The following is a 20,005-nucleotide window of genomic DNA, read 5'->3' on the forward strand; positions in this document are numbered from 1 at the left end:
TCTTCGCGGAAATTTTAACCATGCCCAAACTATCTATCTACGCGCTTTTGATTACATGCCTGTTCACTGCCTGTAGCAAACACGAAACAACGAGTGATGCCGACGGTCCACCAAACGTGTTCACAGCAACGATTTCGGGAGATGTGAATACAAGGATCACCAGAACAGGGAAGGATGTGAGCATCGGGTATGTTACTTTCAACAAAACAGCGATTGCCAACTTTGCACTGGGCGCCGACCTGGATTCTGCCGGCAAGAAATATTCCGTTACCGCGGGCTCTTTATCGATCAAACTGGTGACAGGAGAGCAGGTGCTGGATGGAACGCTCAACACCGGCGGACTTACCAGCATAGAAACCAATGGCAACAGGCGGGATTACAGTGGCAGCATGTATTTCCTGTATTACGACACCGATATCAACCGCGCCAACAGCAAGGTACATTTCACTTTAACGGATATCACCGACACCGGCAAGTACCTGCGCCTTACCGGTAATTTTCATTACAATGCCGCTTATGCCAGTGCAGATCTGAGCCAGCCCTGTATCCAGGAAATGCTGAACCACCCGGGCCGCCAGCCGGCTTATAACCCGCAGGTATGCGGCGCCGCCGCAATCAAAGTGAATGCCTCTTTTACCGTTTATATCAATAAGACCGACAAATATTTAGATTTCTCTGATTTAATGATTTAAATATTTAAGGCCCCCGCAGTACTGCGGGGGCCTTAAATATTTAAATCATTAAATCAGGAAATTCCTAAATATTTATTATATTTATCTAGCAGTAAGCCCTATTTTTTGTCGAGCACAGTTTTGTGACTGCCCACTTCGAAGCGCAACCAATATCTAGTATCCACTTATAATTCACAACCAGTACAATGAAAAAGCTACCCTTTTACATGTTCTTATGGTGTGGCGTGTTGTTGACAGGCCTGTTGTTTTCAGGCGTCCGTTCATCAGCACAGGAGCACGCACGCCAAAGTAATAAAGACCCTGAATGGATCAAAATGATGGATGATCCTAATGTCAATTTTTTTGTGATCGAAAAATCTTTCAACGACTTCTGGAAAGGCAAGGAACTGCCGGTAGAAGAAGACGAGATGCTGGACACAAAGAATAATTCCGAGCGCAAACGCACGTTCCTGGGGCTTTTCCGCCGCAAAGACAAAGAAGCCGAAGAAAAACGGGAGACACAACAATACGCCTTCGCCTACAAAAAATACCAATGGTGGCGCAGGCAGGTATTGCCCTATGTACAACCCGACGGTACGATCCTCAACCAAAATCAACAGATACAGATCTGGCAACAACAGAAACAGTTGAAGCACAACATCCACGAAAAACAGGAACAGGACCGTCAGAACAAAGAGAAGAAAGATAGCGGCCAGTCGCAGCAATCCTATTGATTGATCCATCATTTTATCCTCACCCTTTACTACTCACTGAAATGTATATACGTAAATACCTTTCCCTGATACTCGCATGCCTGCTGCTGCCTGCCGCTGTGCTTGCGCAGAATTATGGCAATTGGCGGAATATTGGCCCGGTGCTGTTTCCCGTCAATTCCTCCGGCCAGATCAACGGTATCGGCCGCGTTACCCAAATGAAATTTCACCCGAGCAGCGCTTCCACCATTTATGCCACCAGCGTTTGGGGCCTCTGGAAAAGCACCGATACTTCCAATACCTGGCAGCTCATGGGCACAGACGATCTGCCCAAAGCCACCTGCGCTTCGGTATGTATCGATTATACCAACGATAACATTCTTTATCTCGGCACCGGTGATCCTAACTATTACGGCACCTCGCTCGGTGTATACAAATCCACCGACGGCGGCCAAACCTGGCTGCCTGCCAACAATTCCATCGGCACCCGCATGGCTGTGGAACTGTTGATGTCGCCCACCGACCATAACACCCTTATCGCCGCTACGAATGATGGTATCTGGAAGACAAAAAATGGCGGCACCTCCTGGAGCCAGCAACTCGTGGGCGGCCAGTTCACCGATATGGTGTTCAAGGCGCGCACCAATACCACTACGATCTTTGCCGTTACCATGGCAGGCGCCTATTATTATTCCAATGATATGGGAGATACCTGGACGGCCGTTACCTTACCTTCCATGCCCGCCAGCGCCAACGGTACGCGCCTGGCCGTAAGCCCGGCGGATTCCAACCGGGTGTACATCGGCATGGTAGGCTCCAACAGCGGCGCCAATGGCGGCGTGATCTATCAATCCACCGATGGCGGCCTTAGCTTCACGCAAATGAAAGGAGATGTGTCGCCTAACCTCAACGGCTATACGAGCACTTCCTCCGGCCAGGGTAACTACAACTGGGCACTCGGCGCCGATCCCACCAATGCCAATACCGTATACGCAGTAGGGCACCTGGTATGGAAAAGCACCAACAGCGGCAGCTCCTGGACACAGATGGAATCCAGCTGGGCCGTGATGATCCATACTGACATGCATGGCATCAAAGTAGACCCTTACAATACTTCCAAACTCTTCGACTATAACGATGGCGGCGTATGGCTCAGCACCGACGGCGGCACCACCTGGGTGCCGAAAAGCAACGGGCTGGCCGGCACAGAAGTATATCATGCTTCGAATAGCCCCATCCGGCGCGATATGATCAGCATCGGTACACAAGACAATGGCGAGCTGTATTATAAGTATGCTGTCAACCCCTGGTTTACCAACAGGGGCGGCGACTGGGGCTCAAAATCCAATTTCGATTACAACACCAATAACCAGGTGTATTATTATAATGGCAAACGCAGAACGGTAACCGGTTCCGATGCCTCTTACAACCTGCCTTTCACCGGTTCCAATAATGCCGTGTTAGAGTTCACTCCTAATAATGTGAACATCTGCTTCGCCGGAGATACAGGCCTGTGGCGCAGTTCCAACATCACCGCCGCTTCGCCCTCCTGGACGAAAGTGGTGAACAATACCGAAAAGATCAACGCCTTGCAGATCAGCAATGCCAATGCGAATGTGCTATTCTATGTTACCACCAACCAGAAGGTATATAGCACGCGCAATGCTACTGCCGCCACGCCCACCTTCACCAGCGTAGCCGCTCCAGCCGCTACCAGCGTGGCTGCCAGCGTTACCACCATCTCCAGCGATTCCAATATTGTGTATCTCGCCTGTGGCAGCCGGGTGTACCGCTCGGCCGACAAAGGCGCTACCTATACGGATATCAGCGGTTCATTGCCGCTGGTAAACGTGATCAGGTTGCTGGAAGACCGCTACGCCACCAATGAATCAGTGTACCTGGCCACCGCACGCGGCGTGTACTATCGTAACAAGAATATGAGCGATTGGTCGCTATACTCGATAGGACTCCCCACTGTGGCGGATATCACCGACCTCTTTGCTTATAACAATGGCGTGGCCGATAGCAGCGAACTACGTGTAAGCTTCTACGGTAGAGGCGTGTTCGGTACCAAATTCAATAACCCGGTCACGCCGCTGGTAGCCTTCGATGCCACCTCCATGAATACCACAGCGGCGGGCGCCAATATATCCGGCTGCCGACCTTATACCGATTATACGTTGAATGTGACGGTAAGTCCGGCCCCCACTGGCAATGCCAATGTGCAGCTCACCGTAGGGGCAACGTCGTCGGCTATACGTGGAGTGGACTACGACCTCACCACCAATGGCAACTTTGCCGCGCCGCAAGACACGCTGGTACTGGCTTCCGGCTCATCGGCCCCGAGGCCGGTCACCATCCGGGTATACGGCAGCAGAACAGATCCTGCGAGCAAGTCGATCCTGCTCACTTTCACGGTGAGCGGCGCTACCAATGCGATGGCCAACCCGTCTGCACAAACAGCCCGCATCAATATTACTTATCCGGATGCTTCACCAGTAGGAGATACCGCGCTGGTAAACCTGCCTTTCGGCAATGGTACTACCGGCGGCAGCGCTTCCAGTCCGTTCAATGGAACGCAGTCCGACAAGAAAGCACAAACCATCTATCCTGCTGACGAGCTGCGGGCGGCAGGCTTCCAGAAAGGGTATATCTATTCACTGTCCTATCACGTGATATCCAGGACAGTGACCACTGCCAGCACTTTCTCCAATTTCAATATGGCGCTCGGCGGTACTACGCAAACGTCTTTCACCAATACCGCGTTTGATAATAGTCCGCTCACCACTGTGTACAGCGGCACTTACACCGTGCCGGATACCGGATGGGTGACCATACCGTTCTCTACGCCGTACTATTGGGATGGATATTCCAACCTGCTCGTACAAAGTTGTTATGATAACGCAGATGGAACGAACCAGGGAGATAATCTCGTAGCGTCGATCTCTGTGAGTGGCGCTAACCCCACCGCATTCCAGCGCCAGACGAGCGGCTCCGGCTGTACGTTCAATGCGCCGGGATACGGTTCTACCAAACCTAACCTGATCATCAATACACGGCCATCGGTGACACCGGTAGGCAGTACGCTGAACCTCAGCACCACGCAGTATTTCGGGCCGAATGCCACTATTTATTTTGCAGATACCAGCGGGCAGATCATCGCGAAGATCAAGAATCTCTCCGGCTTTGATTATGGTTGTACGACGGTGAAGATAGACCGTGCCGGCTCCAGCGCCTCACCCTTCTGGGACAGCACCGCCGCACATTATGTGGCATCGAAAACGGTGAAGGTGATACCAACAAATAACAATGCCGGCCAGATCAGCGTAACGCTTTATTACACCGCCGCCGAAAAAGCCGGATGGGAAGCCGCTACCGGCCTGATATGGGACACCGTGAAAATGGTGCGCGTGCTGAGCAACATCAGCAACGTAACGCCAGCCAATCCTTATCCTGACGGTGCAGGCACCATCGATATTGCGCGCGACAGCAGCGGTAAAAAAGGCAGCACGATCTATTATGTATCCGCTACCTTCAGCACCGGCCCTGGCGACTTTGGCGTAGGCATACCAGGCACGCCACCTGCAGCTCCTGCCTGCAATACCCCGATACCACGTACGCAGCTGCGCGTATCCAGCTTCGACAGCCAGGAAACCGTGGGCGAAAACGCACCGGCCACCAACGCCATCGACGGTAATACCGCTACCTACTGGCATACGCAATGGTACAATACTACCGCACCCATGCCGCATTATATCTCCATCTACCTGGGTGGTGCATATAATCTCAGCAAGCTGACTTACACACCGCGGCAGAGCGGCGTGAATGGCCGCATCAACGCCTACCAGGTGCAGGTGAGCGCCGACAGCATCAACTGGACACAGGTAGCTACCGGCAATTTCGTGAACAGCACCACGCCACAGGATGTAGTGTTCAGCCCCACCGTGAAAGCGAAATATGTGAAACTGATCGCTACTTCCGAAGTGAATGGTAACCCGTGGACCTCCGTAGCGGAACTGTCGTTCACCGGCTGTCCCGACAGTACAGCGCCTTCAGCGCCTGCGAAACCATTATTGAGCAGCACGATCAGCGTATATCCGACAGCGTTACATCCCGGCGCCGCCATCAATGTGAGGAGCAACAAGCCAGTTACCATGCTGTTACGCCTCTATGATGCCAAAGGCAAGCAGGTGAAAGCAGAACAGATCAACAGTATTGGCAGTGTGAATACCAGTGGCCTCCCGGCAGGTATCTACTTCTATCATCTCTTTAACACTAAATCTGTTAACGGCAAACCGTTGCAAACCGGTAAGATTGTGCTCATCGGAGAATAAGATTCCATGTATATTAGCAAAGCAAGGGCCCACCTCATGCAGGTGGGCCCTCGTTTTTATTAAATAATATTTATGAGATCACTATTTGTTTGTATGATGATGCTGGGCTGCCTGGCCGCATCTGCACAGCGTTCCAGCGATTTTGTACTGGGTAAGACCGATCGTATATCTTCTGTTCAGTTGAAAGAAGACCGGGTATTGAATATCTATCTTCCTGAAAATTATCACCAGGATTCCGCTACTGTTTTTCCGGTGATCTACCTGCTGGATGGCGCTGCCAATGAAGATTTTATTCATATAACGGGCGTGGTGCAATTTCTCACCATGATTCAGGCCATGCCGCCTTCTATCGTGGTGGGCATTGCCAATGTAGATCGCAAACGTGATTTCACTTTTCCTACCCGTAATAAGACCGATCGCGAGAAATACCCCAGCACCGGGCATTCTGCGGCTTTCATTGATTTTTTAGAGAGAGAATTACAGCCCTATGTGCAATCGCATTACCGGGTGGGGCGCCGTACGATCATCGGGCAATCGCTGGGTGGTTTGCTGGCAACAGAAGTATTGTTGAAGCGGCCCGCTTTGTTTGATGATTATGTGATCGTGAGCCCGAGCCTGTGGTGGGATGATGAATCGCTGCTGGCAGCGGCGCCGGAGCTGCTGAAAAAGGCTGCCACCTTGCCTTTGAAGATCTATCTGGCCATCGGTGAAGAGGGCGCGCAGATGAAAGATGATGCCGCGAAACTGGCGCAACTGATCGGCGCTGCGCCGGATAAGCAATACACATTACATTATGTACCTTACCCGGCGGAGAACCATCTTACTATTTTGCATCATGCGGTTTATGGGGCATTGACAGTCTTGTATAAGAAGTGATATGCATTATCCGTGGTCAGCATTTGTTACTGTGTTAAAGGAAAAATTACATAAATGAGGTATTGTTTTAGTTAACTTTAAAAGTTATATTAGCATTAGGTTTCAAAATCTGTAGAGATAAAAAGACACGAATCAACCAATTTACAACCAGAGTATAAAGAGATATGCGTTCGTAAGCATGAGGTTTTCCCAAATTAGACAAGTCTCTAGATTAGTTGATAATTCATTTAATCAAAAAAAATAACAATGAAAAAAAAGTTATTCAATTTTTTGCTCGTCGGCGCTATGGCAGTAATTTCTGCTTGCATGTTTTCGGGATTTGCAACAGGATCTGTTGATTTGGCAACTAACCCGACAGATACCAGCAAAGTGCCTAAGGTGCCACCTCAATGTTACAATGCGACATACATCCCTTGCTATGAGGGTGGCCTTGCTTGTACCTGTTCATTTACCGGTCTTTATGGCTCACCCTATTCTTGTACTTCGACTTATTGTGATGTTCCCACCTATTCAACTAGGACTTGTGTTCTTAAAAATTAGGCTGTGAGTTTTTTTAAGTTGATCTACCAGCACAATATGAATATATTGTGCTGGCATGTTTGTTATGCAAATTAATGAATGTGGAGTTTGCAGGCAGCTGGCCGCATTGCACCTGCTTTGCTGAAAACTATTTGTAGGAAATCTTTTCCGATTGTTAACTAAATATTGAATGAAATCCCTGGTTCTTTCAGATAGCGAAATCAGCTATTCATGCCTTGAATAAATTATTTATGCCCTGTATGAGCCTGCATTATATACACTGCATCAATATATAAGGTGTAGGGTATAAGAATAATTTTAACGGCAGTTTTATAAACTTTGTATTGCAAATCTTCCAATTCCCAAATCACTAACCAATACCTACACAATTCATGAAGCAAGAAATGATAGCATTTACCTTTAACAGATATGCAGAAAAAATGTATTCCTTTTTTGGATTATGGTTTATGATAGTTTTTTTATTTTCTTGTTCAAGCAATCAAAATCAGGAAATTACTGACAATTCTAAAGAGATACATATAAATAATAGCTCAATGCCCGATACGTTGGATATTTCACCACTTGTTGACACTGTTGAATTGCTGAAATTGGCCGACGCCCCCCATAAACAGATAGGATACATTGGTCAATTGTATGCTTTGGGAGATATCTATATCGTTAATGATCCTATAACTACCCAAAGGATAAATGCCTATTCGGCTGACGGCAATTACATAAAGACCATCATGGAAAATGGCGTGGCTGATTCCAATGCGCTAAATGTAACAGATTGCTATGTTAACGAGAAAAAAGAAGTTGTGGTTTATGACTATGCACAGATGAAACTAACCATTTTTGATTCAAGTTTAAATCGGAAAAAAGACATAAAAGGAGGAAAGTTATACCACTATAATCATATTGCATCAATACCTGGAAGTGATAATTTTGTAGGTTATGCGAGTTATAATAGCAATAATACCTATCTGCAAGATGGAGATCCATCTAATTTAGATTTATTAAGCGACACGTTGGGTATATTTAAACAATACCTGCGCTATTCGAAGAAATATGAAGATATTGCAACAGTTACATTGAATAAAGTTTTTGCCACGTTTAAAGATAGTTTACTTTTTTTTCGCGCTCATGATCCTTATGTCTATAGCATCAGTAAAAATGGTGTTCAACGACAATATAAGATAGTCTATTCTAAAGGAAACTTCCCAGCAGATTTTTTAGAGTCAATAATAAAACCACATTTAAGTGAAGCTAAGATAAGTGGGCATAGTACATCCTCTCTTAAGTCAATATACCAATATTGCAATGGTTATACAAGTCAAAAGAACTGGTTAGAGTCAGATAGCTTCATCTATTTGTCATCTATCAGTTTTAAGGAGCAAAGTACGGTTGGATTTGGATCGATAGTACCAAAAAAAGTTGAGACATCAGGAGTTTTAAGCGCCAAATATTTCGCAGAGACGAAAAGATTCAGGTTAATCTTTCCGGAATTTAATGAATATGACAGGAAGCGTAATCAGTTTATTGCCTTTTGTACTGGAAATGGTTTAAAAAAGCGGTTATACAAAGATAGCCCTTTAATAAAATTGATTGATATCATCGATGATTCTTTTTACCTGGTTAAAGTTAGATTTAACTCTAAGGGCAAGTTGTAAATTATGCACTGTAATATATCTGCAAGAAACATGAAGATCGATAAAGTAATTATGTATTTGTCTTTTTTTGGGGCTGTATTTTTTCTTTCACAGACATTAATCAATACTAAAAAGTTTGAAGCTGAGAAAAAAGCCAATGCCATCCTGAATGATAGCATACGATATGTGAATGGTGCAAACCGTTATTATTCAGATTTATTGGAATTTAAAATAAAGTACTCGAATTCCTTGATCAATAAAGTCGGAATAAAGGCGTATGATATTTCAGCAGATACTGCTAAACTACTACAGACAAACATTCATTCTCTGATAGTGCGAAGCAAGTGCAGCTTGTTTTTAAGGTACACTGAAATTGGCTGCAATGAATGTTCAAACTTAACAATTGAAAAATTGAAGGTGCTAAATCACGCTCACCCTGAACTTCCAATATACATATTGGTAGATTTTACCAATTATGATGCTTATCTTCAATGGAGAAAAGTTGCAGATGTAAACTTCCCTGTTTTTTTTGTTAAAAAAGGAGAAATTGCTTTTGATGAGGGTTGCAATAATTATTCTTATCTATTTTTGGCAGATAATAGAGAAACTGCTTATAATTTTTTCATTCCCAATAGCCGAATGCCTGATTTACTGGACTACTATTTGAAAAATGCATACAAACTAACTACTGAAAATTCTCTTTAATGGTGGATTTTAATCCTTTTATGAAAAGACTATTGTTATTTACCGTAATTGTTTTATTTCGAAACTTTCTGTTTGCGCAACAACAGCAAATGTCAGATACCAGTATTTTGAGAATAGATCCCAGTAGTGCAATGGGGGGCAATTGCAGTAAAATATTTGATAGTATAATCTATGTACCCTTAGAGAATAGTAAGCAATGTCTGATAGATGAAATTAGTAGATTGGAAGTAGTTGATAAATATTTTATTGTTCTTGACGGAGGTTTAGATCAAATCGTTATTTTCAACAGGGATGGCTCATTTCATGCAAAATGTGCTAATATTAAAGGCTTCCGGAAGAACCCCAATACGCGACGTAACATATTTCGCGACTTCTCCATTAATCAATATAAAGATCAAATAGTTGTAAGGAATGGCCTGGACCCTGAAAATTTATATTTATTCAACTATAATGGGGATGCTGTTGGAAGTATATCATTGAAGGATATTGGTAACTTTAAAGGATTAAATGGCCTGGCTTATTTGGATAGCAATACTTGTGTGTACGCCATTTCATCCATTTTCGCCAATCCCGATACCAGTAAATATAAGCCTTATGAGCTATTCATTGCAAATAAGAATTCATCAAGTATCATAGGTGTAATTCCTTACGATCCGAATGGGATCGCCAACGCAAAATGGATGGATATTCAAATAGTTCTTTCTGGTCCGCTGTATCAATCAGGAAGAAAGGGGGTATGTTTTTTCACAAGGGCCTACGATTATAATATTTATGAGATCAATAGTAGAGGTGTCTCTAATGTATTTAAAATAGTTCTTCCTATTGATTTTAGCCTTCCAGTAGATTTTTTAGTAAAGGAAGAAAAATATAGAGGTAAAAGGCTTGAATATTTAGCTAATAATAGAGAAAAGGTATTTGTAATAAGTAATGTTTATATGCTGGAAGATAACCTTTTGTTCACACTGAATAGTCGTCTCTATCCCAATACCAACAAAATATTTTTATATAATTTAAAAAGACATTCTCTTTTTAACCTGCTACGAATATCCCCCGACAGCTCATCCTTTTTTCTACCAATGATCAGCGATCAATATTCAATACAGGCCTGCGACGGGAAAAATATTTATTCTTCAGTATCATCGTTACAGATGTTTAACTACTTCGAAGCAACCAGGGATAAGCATCTTAATTTTCCGATCGATTTACAAAAATACCTTGTCACTCAAAATCGCGAGAGCAACCCAGTAATAATTCAACTAAAACTTAAGAATAAATTTTAGTAAATGAGTTTGTTATGTCGGCCAATATTCTTATTTCTATTACTTTTAAGTATTTGTGGCGCTGGCAGTGAGGGCTATTCGCAAGTAAAGAAAGATTCAATTGGGATAGGCAAAGTGTTCGGCATTGTCCGTGATTCGACACACGACTATGTGTTGCCGTTGGCTTCTGTTGCTGTGTACAATGCAGAGGATTCCAATCTCATTAGTTATCAACTCAGCAACAATTTTGGAGAGTTTAATTTTAAAGGAATGCCAATTGGCACTTTACTCAGAATTATTGTTAGCTATACTGGTTATAAAAGCATAGTAACAAAGTTTACTATTCCAAGAGGGAGTAAAGTTGTTGATTTGAAGAAACTCAATCTCGAAAGGAATGCCCATGAATTACAAGAGGTCATTGTAAAATATGTACCACCAGTGCGTATGAATGGAGATACACTCGAATTTAATGCAGATGCTTTTAATTTGAACAAAAACGCTGTAGGTGAGGATTTGTTGCGTAGATTACCAGGTGTAACGATATGGGGAGATGGCACCATCACTGTCAATGGCAGAGAAGTAAGCCAGGTATTGGTTGAAGGTAAACCTTTTTTGAGTGGGGACACCCGTGTGGCAACACAAAACATTCCTAAAACGGCCATAGACAAAATACAAGTATACCAGCAGATCAGAAATCCACAAAGCCCATTAGATTCCATTACTCAAATAAACATCAAATTAAAGAAAGGAAAGACCTTGGGATATTTCGGTAAGATTTCGGCTGGATACGGCACAGCTGATCGCTACGAGAGCGACGCAAGTATCAATTTCTTCAATAAGAAAACACAGCTGGGGATTGTGGGGGCAAGCAATAATATAAACAAAATAGCAAATGACGTTAGTACATTGATGCGTAATAGTACCTACAAAGGTATTGGTGCCAACATAGAGTATCAACCCGATTTTAGGATGCAGGGCACTAACCGGCCCAGCTCCGGCGGAGTGATCTTTCAACATGATTTCATCGCCAATCCTGATTATTATGATAACAATCGTCTGTCGGGTAATTATTTTATTAAAAATAACGTCAATGCAATTGCCAACACTAGCCACGTAATTACCACTATTGATAAGGCGAATTCACAGACCCAAATGAATACCGGCCTTATTGAATCAAGCAATACAAGCCAGGTATTGAACACCCGCTACGACAAGCGTAAGGATAATTTTACCTTTTATACTTCTGCAACATTACTTGCCAGCAGTGGACATAATAAATCGGATAATCAAAGTCGTACTTACGGAACAATGGGTGCACTGGAAAGTACTAATAACATGGATAATGAAATCACATCCGATGGTAAAGACATGCTTGTTCAAATGGGGCTAAACAAACAAAAAAATGTCAGGAAAATGAATCGACTACCTGGTAACTTGGATGTAGTTTATACGCTTGATGTGGGGACTAATAACAGCCACCAGTCAAATATAACTTCCTTCACTTCTGTCATTGATCCTCTTAATAATAGAAAATTTGATCGCCTTTATAAGAAAAGCAGTGATGACGTGAAACAGCATTTGTCCTTGAGTTTGGGAGATATTTCCGGATTGCTTTTTGGTAATAGAGGATTTATGGGGATTTCAATGACCCTGCAAAATGCTTTGAAGGTAGATATACATAAAGAAAATAATCTTGTTAAAAACAGAGACACTATTACAGGTAACTACAAAATTGATGCGTACCTTTCTAATAGAAACAAACTTACGATCGTCAACGAAATGCCTACATTAGCCATTAGTAGAGTATTTACCAGAGGACTGGTTAACAGATATGAGAAGATTTTGTTTTTGGGCCTTGATGCGCGGGCGCAATTTTATCATCAACAAAACAGTTCTATACAACCTTTTCAGAATTTCATAAGAAGATATCAGCGCTTCATCCCGAGCGCTTCCATTAGTTATACAAATAGTCATTATGGGAATTATGAGGATAATTATCGCCTGAACTTTAGCACAGAAAATAAATACCCTACAGTGGAACAATTGTATCCATTAGTGGATAGTATTAACCAATATTATATTCAGCAAGGTAATTCTCGTTTAAAAGAAGCCACCGAAAGGAAGATAAGTTTTAGTATGCAACATAGTAGCCAGCAGAGAGAGAATACTTTTAAATATGACTTGAATATAGCAGTCGGAATAATCAATGATAACCTCTCCGACAGTAGTATAATAGATAACCTTGGACGTAGTGTACACTATACAATCAATGCAGGAGATAGCAGATATTTAAGTATTTCTGGTACTGTGAGTAAAGCATTCAAGTTTGAGAAGAATCAATTGCAGGTACAATTTTTACCTATGTTATCTCTGAATCGAAATCCCCAATATATCAATGGTCAACTCAACTTCTCCAATAGTTTCTCAAATAGCAATTCGCTGAACATCTATTATACGCTTAGCGATTGGTGGGCCATTAACCTACAAGAATTATTGCTATTATACCGCTCTAAACAGACTGGTGCAAGTAATAGCGAATTTAAAAATAGTACGCAGTCTACTGTTCTTAGTACAAGCGTAAATTTTACAAAAAGGTTAGGTATCGGTAGTAATATTTCGTACAACTATACTACTTCGAGTGGTTCGAAAGCAGCCACTTTTACAATTTGGAATGCAAACGGTACTTTTCGTCTGCTTCCTGGCAACATCCTGGAATTAAAAATAGCCGCGCTAGATTTACTTCACCAGAATACCAACATTATCAATACAGGGCTAAACAATACCCTTACACGGGGAACTACTAATGTGCTACAGCAATATTTTATGTTTACAGTATCTTATTTCCCAAGGCAATTTGGAAGAAGGGAAAAGCTAAAAGAATAAGAGGCCTAGAAGTATCTCTATCTTGTTTAAAGACGGAATAAAAAAGGGATGCCTCTTGTTTTGAGGCACCCTACTTGTTTTTTAAAATTATATCAATAGCTGAGCGTGATACCGGCGCCAAATCCCATGTCGCTATCGTAGTGGGTAGACAAGGCAAAGTTGCGGGTAACGATATACCGGAAGCCGGCCATATATTCCTTGTCGGTATTCACCATGAAATTAAAGCGCAGGCGTTTGGTGATGGGCACATCTTCCCTTGACAGCTGGAAGCGCACATTACCGGTATGGTCGATAGAGGCATCGGCTACGATGAGCATTGGCAGCGTGTATTCGACACCGATATGAAATACCTGGCGGAAGTCTTTGGTGTTTTCCTGTCCGAACAGGTTCTTTTCCGGCCCGTGCATACGGCGGTAGCGTACGTCCCATCCGACGTAGGGGAAGAGCCATTGCATCTTGCCGAAGTAACGTCCGAAGTGGCTTTCGGTTTCATAGCCATGTTCGGGTGTGAGGCCGGCGCGCCATTCTGCGGAGAGGCGGTAGCGGGTATTGGCGAGCATGATATCACCATCGCTGCCATTGCTTTCCAGGCCTATGCGGCCCATGAGGTGCAGCATGCGGTCGTCGCGTTTGAGCATGCGATAGGCCATCGCAGGATCCGGTACATCCGGGTTGGGAGCGCCGTCCTGGTAGCTGAACACGCGGCCCATGCCACTCATCATGTGATAGAGGATATGACAATGGAAGAACCAGTCGCCCCCGTTTTCTGTGGCGGCAAATTCGATGGTATCTTTTTCCATGGGCATGATATCCAGCACGGTTTTGAGCGGGGCCTTATCGCCTTGTCCGTTCAGCACGCGGAAGAAGTGGCCATGCAGGTGCATGGGGTGGCGCATCATGGTATTGTTGTACACGATGATGCGTATGTTCTCTCCTTTTTTGATAAGTATCTTGTCTGTTTCAGAAACGGTTTTATTGTTGACGGTCCACACGTAACGGTTCATGTTACCGGTAAGCTCGAAGTTGAGCGTTCTCAGGGGGCCGGCGGGCAGCGTTGTTGGCTGCGGCGCGCGGAGCATGCCGTAGTTGAGGGTAACGATATCACCTGCGCTGCTGTCCATATTCATATTCATGTTCATATGCTGGCTATGGTCCATGGGGGCGGCTTCGCCGCCGTTGATTTCAGGGTACATCACAGTGTTCATATCCATTGCCTGGTTGGCCATCTGCATGCCATTGCTGGTATCGAGGTTGCCGTCCATGCGCATCATATCATTCATCATCTTCATGCCCTCAAAATATTTCAGCTTGGGCAATGGTTTAGCAGGTATCTCCATACCATCGCCGAGCCAGAGGGAAGTGGTGCCGGTGCGGTCTTCTGCGGTGGCGAGGAACTGATAGCGTTTATTGTCGGGGATGGTCACCACTACATCGTATGTTTCAGAAACGCCTACGATGAGGCGGTCTACTTCCACCGGTTCCACATCTTTACCATCGTTGGCCACCACGGTGATCTTGCCGCCGGCCCAGGTGAGCCAGAAATAGGTGGAAGAGCTGCCGTTGATGACCCGCAGGCGTACTTTGTCGCCGGCTTTGTAGGCGGGCTGCACATCTTTGGGCTGGCCATTGGCGAGGAAGCGCTCGTAGTACACATCGCTCACATCCATGGCGTTCATGCGTTTCCATTCATTGGTGATCTTGGTGCTGAAATGTTTTTTCTTCACGGCTTCTGCATAGCTCTGGGTAGAGCCTTTTTTGATGGCGAACCAGTCGTTGGCATTGTGCAGGTAACGGTTCACGGTGTGCGGGTTCATGTTGGTCCAGTCGCTGAGCAGCAGCGTGTATTCCTTTTGTGGCGGGGCATTGCGCGGATGGATGATGAAGGCGCCATATAGGCCGCTTTGTTCCTGGAACATGGTATGGCTATGATACCAGTAGGTGCCGTTCTGCACAAGCGGGAAGCGGTAGAGATGTGTTTGCCCGGCTTTGATAGGTTTGGTGGTGAGATAAGGGACGCCGTCGTACTGGTTGGGCAGTATGAGCCCGTGCCAGTGAACGGAAGTTTCTTCTTTGAGGGTATTATGCACATAAATTTCGGCGGTATCGCCTTCCGTGAAATGCAGTGCCGGCCCGGGAAGCTGGCCATTCACGGCCAGCGCGTGGCGGGTTTTACCGGAGTAGTTAACGGTGGTGTCGCTGATGTAGAGGTCGTAGCGAACTGTTTTAGGAGCGGTACCTGCCGGCGATTGTGCGGCCAGTGAGCCGCACAATGCCAGAAGCAGGAGAGATATAATGGTCAGTTTCATGTCTTATTTGATCGTGTCGCTCACTTTGCCGCAAGAGAGCATCTGGTTGCCGAAGTAAGGGTTTTTGATCGTGGCGGAATTACTCAGCCAGTATGCCTTTTTCATGGGGCAGTATTCCTGGTACACCGGTGCAGCAGAGAGTTTCACGCCTTTGGCCAGCGTATAGAAATGATCAGAGAAAGTTTTGAAATATTCTCTTTGCTGCGCGATATCTTTGGCGGCGGCAATAGATTTTGCATCGGCGATCAGCTGTTGTTGCAGTGGCGCAAATGCTTTTTGTTCTTCCGGACTGAGTGTGCCGGCATCTATTGCGGCAGCGGTTTTGGCAAAGTCGGCCGCTTTAGTGGCGGCATTGTTAGCATTGCTGCCTACCAGCGCATCTTTCACATCCATGTACAAAGTGAGTGCAGGCGCGAGTTTGGACGTTCTGTCCTGTGCGATGCTGTTTTGTGCGAAGGCGCCGAAGATAAACGCCGCGGCTAAAAATATCTTTTTCATCTTATAACAACATTTAAATTACTGGATGGTTGCTTTGTAACCTGCTTTTTCGATGGCGGCTTTGATAGCGGCGGCATCTACGTTATCGGCAGATACGGTCAGTATTTTATCGGGCGATTGCAGGTCTACTTCCCAGTTATCTTCACCGGCAGTAGCATTTAAAGAAGGCGTAACGGTAGCGATACATCCGGAGCATTTGATATTTGTTTTGAATTGTATTGTTTCCATGGTGATGATATTTTTGTTTTGTTTGATAATGTAAAGGTACGATGATGATGGCGGGCGGCTGTTATACAATTGCCATAAGGTTTTATATAATTTCTATGGTCACGTTGCTATCCAGCGGATGGCTCTGGCAAAGCAGCACCATACCGGCTTCCAGGGCTTCTTTGCCGAGCGCGTATTGCTGTGCCATGTGCACATTCCCGCTTAATAATTTAGCGGCGCAGATGCCGCAGGTGCCCGCTTTGCAGGAGTAAGGCAGCGCTATTTTGTCTTCCAGCGCCGCCGCCATAATGGTCTGGCCGGGCTTCACTTCCAGCAGGTTGCTTTGTTCATAGAAATGCAGCAATACTTCCTGTGCGCTATCCGGGAGTGTAGGCGTTACCGTTAGCGGCTCCGGCTGGAACCATTCGGTAGTGATCTGCTGCGCCGGTATATTGAGCGCCTGCAAAACTTCCAGGTGCAGCTTCATCAGGCCGGAAGGGCCGCAGATGAAGTATTGCGCGCGTTCGGCCGGAATGGCTTTGATCAGTTTCTTCGCGATGATGCGGTTAATGCGTCCGCCGTTTTCGGAGAGCATATAGTGCACTTTCAGTTGCGGGTGCTGCTGTTGCAGTGCGTGCAGTGCGTTGCGGAAGATGATATTTTCTTCATTGTGGCTGGAATAGATGAGCGTAACATTTGTGCCGGGCGATTGCTGCAACACCTCATTGGCCAGTGAAAAGAGCGGCGTAATGCCGCTGCCGCCGCCGAGCAATACCAGTTCATCGCAGGGCTGATCCAGCGTAAAGGCGCCATGAGGGCCATTTACGCGCCACTCTTTGACATAGGCGGCATGATCATGGAGGTAGTTGCTCATGATGCCACCGGCCACTCTTTTGATGGTGATGGCCGGTGATGTTCCCGCGAGAGGAGCTGAACTGAAAGAATAGGAACGGGTGATAGTGCTGCCGTCGATATCCACGCTGAGGTTGATGAACTGGCCGGCTTTGTATGCGAAAGGCGCGCCGCCGGTATCAAAAACGATGGTGATGGTATCTTTTGTTTCTTGCAGGATGGCGGCAGTACGCCAGGTATGATTGGCTTGCATGTATATTAAATTTTAGCGGCCTTCAATCGCAAGCTGTTGCTGACCACGCTCACGGAACTCAGGGCCATGGCTGCTCCGGCGATCATCGGATCGAGCAGGAAACCGTTGAAGGGATAGAGGATGCCAGCTGCCACCGGTATACCGATGATGTTGTAGATGAAGGCCCAGAACAAGTTTTGTTTGATGGTGCGCACTGTTTTGCGGGAGAGCTTCAACGCTTTCGGAATGCTGTTGAGATCGGAAGTGATGAGCGTCATTTTAGCGACATCTATAGCGATGTCGGAGCCTTTGCCCATGGCGATGCTCACATCGGCCTGTGCGAGCGCGTGAGAGTCGTTGATGCCATCGCCTACCATGGCTACCACTTTGCCTTGCTGTTGCAATGTTTTTACGAAGTCGGCCTTGCCGGAAGGCATCATGCCGGCTTTGTAGTGGCGGATACCGGCTTTCTTCGCAATAGCGGCCGCAGTTTGTTCATTGTCGCCGGTGAGCATGTACACGTCGATGCCGCTTGCTTGCAATGACTGTACCGCTGCTGCGGAAGTAGATTTGATCTGGTCTGTGATAGCAATCACGGCGAGCGCTTTTTTATCGGCGGCAAAGTAGATCACCGTTTTGGCGGCGGCCTGTAGTTCTGCTGCCCGGGCGCTCAGTGCGGCATCGGGCACGATACCGTTGGCGCGCAGCAGTTCGATGTTGCCGGCAAACCAGCTGCGGCCATCGTATCGGGCGCTTACGCCCTGGCCGGTGATGCTGCGGAAGTCTGATAGCTGCACTGCCTTGCTGCCATTGGTTTTGAGCCAGGCGGCTACGGCTGCGGCCAGCGGGTGCTCAGATTGTTCCTCCAGGGCATAGAGCACCGCTCTTTCCTGCGTATAGTCGTTGGCGTTATCGGCCCATTGTTCGTCGCTCACCACCGGTTTACCTTCCGTGATGGTACCGGTTTTATCGAGGATGATGGCATCTACCTGATGCGCCAGCTCCAGGCTTTCGGCATCTTTGATGAGGATATTATTTTCGGCGCCTTTACCTACGCCTACCATGATAGCGGTAGGGGTGGCGAGGCCCAGCGCACAGGGACAAGCAATCACCAGCACGGTGACGGAAGTGAGCAGGGCATGCGTGAAGGCATTATCGCCGCCGAAGATCATCCAGCAGATAAAGGTGAGTATCGCGATGCCGATCACCACCGGCACAAAGATGCCTGCGATCTTGTCTACCAGCTGCTGCACGGGCGCCTTGCTGCCCTGGGCTTCCTGCACCATTCGGATGATCTGCGCCAGCAAAGTATCGGCGCCTACTTTCTCCGCTTTGAAACGGAAGCTGCCTTTCTGATTGATCGTACCTGCAAATACAGGCGCACCGGCGGTTTTGAGCACCGGCAGCGGTTCTCCTGTGATCATGCTTTCATCTACATAAGATGTTCCTGTGCTCACCTGTCCATCTACCGGTATCTTCTCTCCGGGCTTTACCAATATGATATCAGCCACTTTCACCTGCGAGATGGGAATTTCTTTCGTAGAGCCGTCACCGTTAACCAGCAACACGGTTTTGGGTTGCAGCCCGATCAGTTTTTTGATGGCGGAAGAAGTATTGGATTTGGCCTTTTCTTCCAGCAGCTTGCCCAGGGAGATAAATGCGATCACCACCGCGGCGGCTTCGAAGTACACATGGGCGTGTAAGCCGCGCTGGTGCCAGAACTCAGGGTAGAGGGTGTTGAAGGCGCTGAACAGCCAGGCGATACCGGTGCTGAGCGCTACCAGCGTGTCCATATTGGCTTTACCATGACGCGCCTGTTTGAAGGCGTTCACAAAAAAACTGCGGCCCAGAAAAAATACGACGGGCGTAGAGAGGGCCATCATGATCCAGTTGGCATAAGGCATATCCATGAAGAACATGCCGATGATCACCACGGGCACAGATAAAACAGATGCCCAGATGGTACGTTGCAGGATATGGCGATAATGCTTTTGTTGTGCGGCTTCTTTTACTTCGTCCTGGTTTTCTTTGTCGATCACGATATCGTAACCGATGGCACGAACGGCGTCGCGCAGTTTTTCCGGTGTAACGGCGTGTGCATGATAGGCGACCCAGGCGCTCTGGTTGGCGAAGTTGACGCCGGCATCTTGTACGCCGTCTACCGCTTTCAGCGTGGATTCTACGCTGATGGCGCAGGCGGCGCAGGTCATCTCTAATACAGGGAAAGATTCTTTTATAAGGGACATATCATTTAATTTTTTACAAAGCTATGCGCTGGTGAAAGGGCAGGCTTGCAATATT

At 46.3% G+C, this 20,005-nt stretch carries 13 protein-coding genes; 8 read left to right on the top strand and 5 right to left on the bottom strand.

Annotation, left to right across the window (positions count from 1 at the left end):
- The first annotated feature begins 20 nt into the window (after window positions 1-20).
- The 8 genes from FPG75_RS05645 (at window position 21) to FPG75_RS05680 (ending at window position 13,609) form a co-directional block, all read left to right on the top strand.
- Window positions 21-692: a hypothetical protein gene (locus FPG75_RS05645; protein ID WP_143305748.1), complete on the top strand. Its 672-nt coding sequence runs from the start codon at window positions 21-23 to the stop codon at window positions 690-692.
- A gap of 206 nt (window positions 693-898) precedes the next feature.
- Window positions 899-1,405, top strand: coding sequence for a hypothetical protein (locus tag FPG75_RS05650; RefSeq protein WP_144695835.1), 507 nt, complete (start codon window positions 899-901; stop codon window positions 1,403-1,405).
- A 41-nt stretch (window positions 1,406-1,446) separates the two neighbouring features.
- On the top strand, window positions 1,447-5,718 hold the full coding sequence (locus FPG75_RS05655) for a discoidin domain-containing protein (RefSeq protein WP_143305752.1): 4,272 nt from the start codon (window positions 1,447-1,449) through the stop codon (window positions 5,716-5,718).
- Window positions 5,719-5,790: 72 nt separating this feature from the next.
- The gene (locus tag FPG75_RS05660) at window positions 5,791-6,594 is read left to right on the top strand and encodes an alpha/beta hydrolase (protein ID WP_143305754.1); all 804 of its coding nucleotides are present in this window, start codon (window positions 5,791-5,793) and stop codon (window positions 6,592-6,594) included.
- Between the two features lie 911 nt (window positions 6,595-7,505).
- Window positions 7,506-8,783: a hypothetical protein gene (locus FPG75_RS05665; protein WP_143305756.1), complete on the top strand. Its 1,278-nt coding sequence runs from the start codon at window positions 7,506-7,508 to the stop codon at window positions 8,781-8,783.
- Between the two features lie 30 nt (window positions 8,784-8,813).
- Window positions 8,814-9,467 (top strand): hypothetical protein, encoded by a 654-nt coding sequence (locus tag FPG75_RS05670; RefSeq protein WP_143305758.1) that lies wholly within the window; start codon window positions 8,814-8,816, stop codon window positions 9,465-9,467.
- 20 nt (window positions 9,468-9,487) lie between these two features.
- Window positions 9,488-10,747, top strand: coding sequence for a 6-bladed beta-propeller (locus FPG75_RS05675; RefSeq protein WP_161596679.1), 1,260 nt, complete (start codon window positions 9,488-9,490; stop codon window positions 10,745-10,747).
- A 3-nt stretch (window positions 10,748-10,750) separates the two neighbouring features.
- Complete coding sequence (locus FPG75_RS05680; RefSeq protein WP_143305762.1) at window positions 10,751-13,609, top strand: TonB-dependent receptor; 2,859 nt, start codon at window positions 10,751-10,753, stop codon at window positions 13,607-13,609.
- A 92-nt stretch (window positions 13,610-13,701) separates the two neighbouring features.
- Here the strand turns inward: FPG75_RS05680 and FPG75_RS05685 are convergent, their stop codons facing one another.
- The 5 genes from FPG75_RS05685 to FPG75_RS05705 all read right to left on the bottom strand — a co-directional run bounded on the left by FPG75_RS05685 (window position 13,702) and on the right by FPG75_RS05705 (window position 19,950).
- Entirely contained in the window at window positions 13,702-15,915 is a 2,214-nt protein-coding gene (locus FPG75_RS05685) for a multicopper oxidase domain-containing protein (RefSeq protein WP_143305764.1), read from the bottom strand.
- A gap of 3 nt (window positions 15,916-15,918) precedes the next feature.
- A complete protein-coding gene (locus FPG75_RS05690; protein ID WP_143305766.1) occupies window positions 15,919-16,413 on the bottom strand; it encodes a DUF3347 domain-containing protein in 495 nt (164 codons plus the stop codon).
- 18 nt (window positions 16,414-16,431) lie between these two features.
- Window positions 16,432-16,641: a heavy-metal-associated domain-containing protein gene (locus FPG75_RS05695; protein WP_143305768.1), complete on the bottom strand. Its 210-nt coding sequence runs from the start codon at window positions 16,639-16,641 to the stop codon at window positions 16,432-16,434.
- A gap of 82 nt (window positions 16,642-16,723) precedes the next feature.
- Window positions 16,724-17,725 carry a 2Fe-2S iron-sulfur cluster-binding protein gene (locus tag FPG75_RS05700; protein ID WP_143305770.1) on the bottom strand — a complete coding sequence of 334 codons (1,002 nt, stop codon included), beginning with the start codon at window positions 17,723-17,725 and terminating at the stop codon, window positions 16,724-16,726.
- A gap of 5 nt (window positions 17,726-17,730) precedes the next feature.
- Entirely contained in the window at window positions 17,731-19,950 is a 2,220-nt protein-coding gene (locus FPG75_RS05705; RefSeq protein ID WP_143305772.1) for a heavy metal translocating P-type ATPase, read from the bottom strand.
- Window positions 19,951-20,005 lie beyond the last annotated feature (55 nt).

It is taken from the genome of Chitinophaga vietnamensis (assembly GCF_902167635.1).
Classification (GTDB): domain Bacteria; phylum Bacteroidota; class Bacteroidia; order Chitinophagales; family Chitinophagaceae; genus Chitinophaga; species Chitinophaga vietnamensis.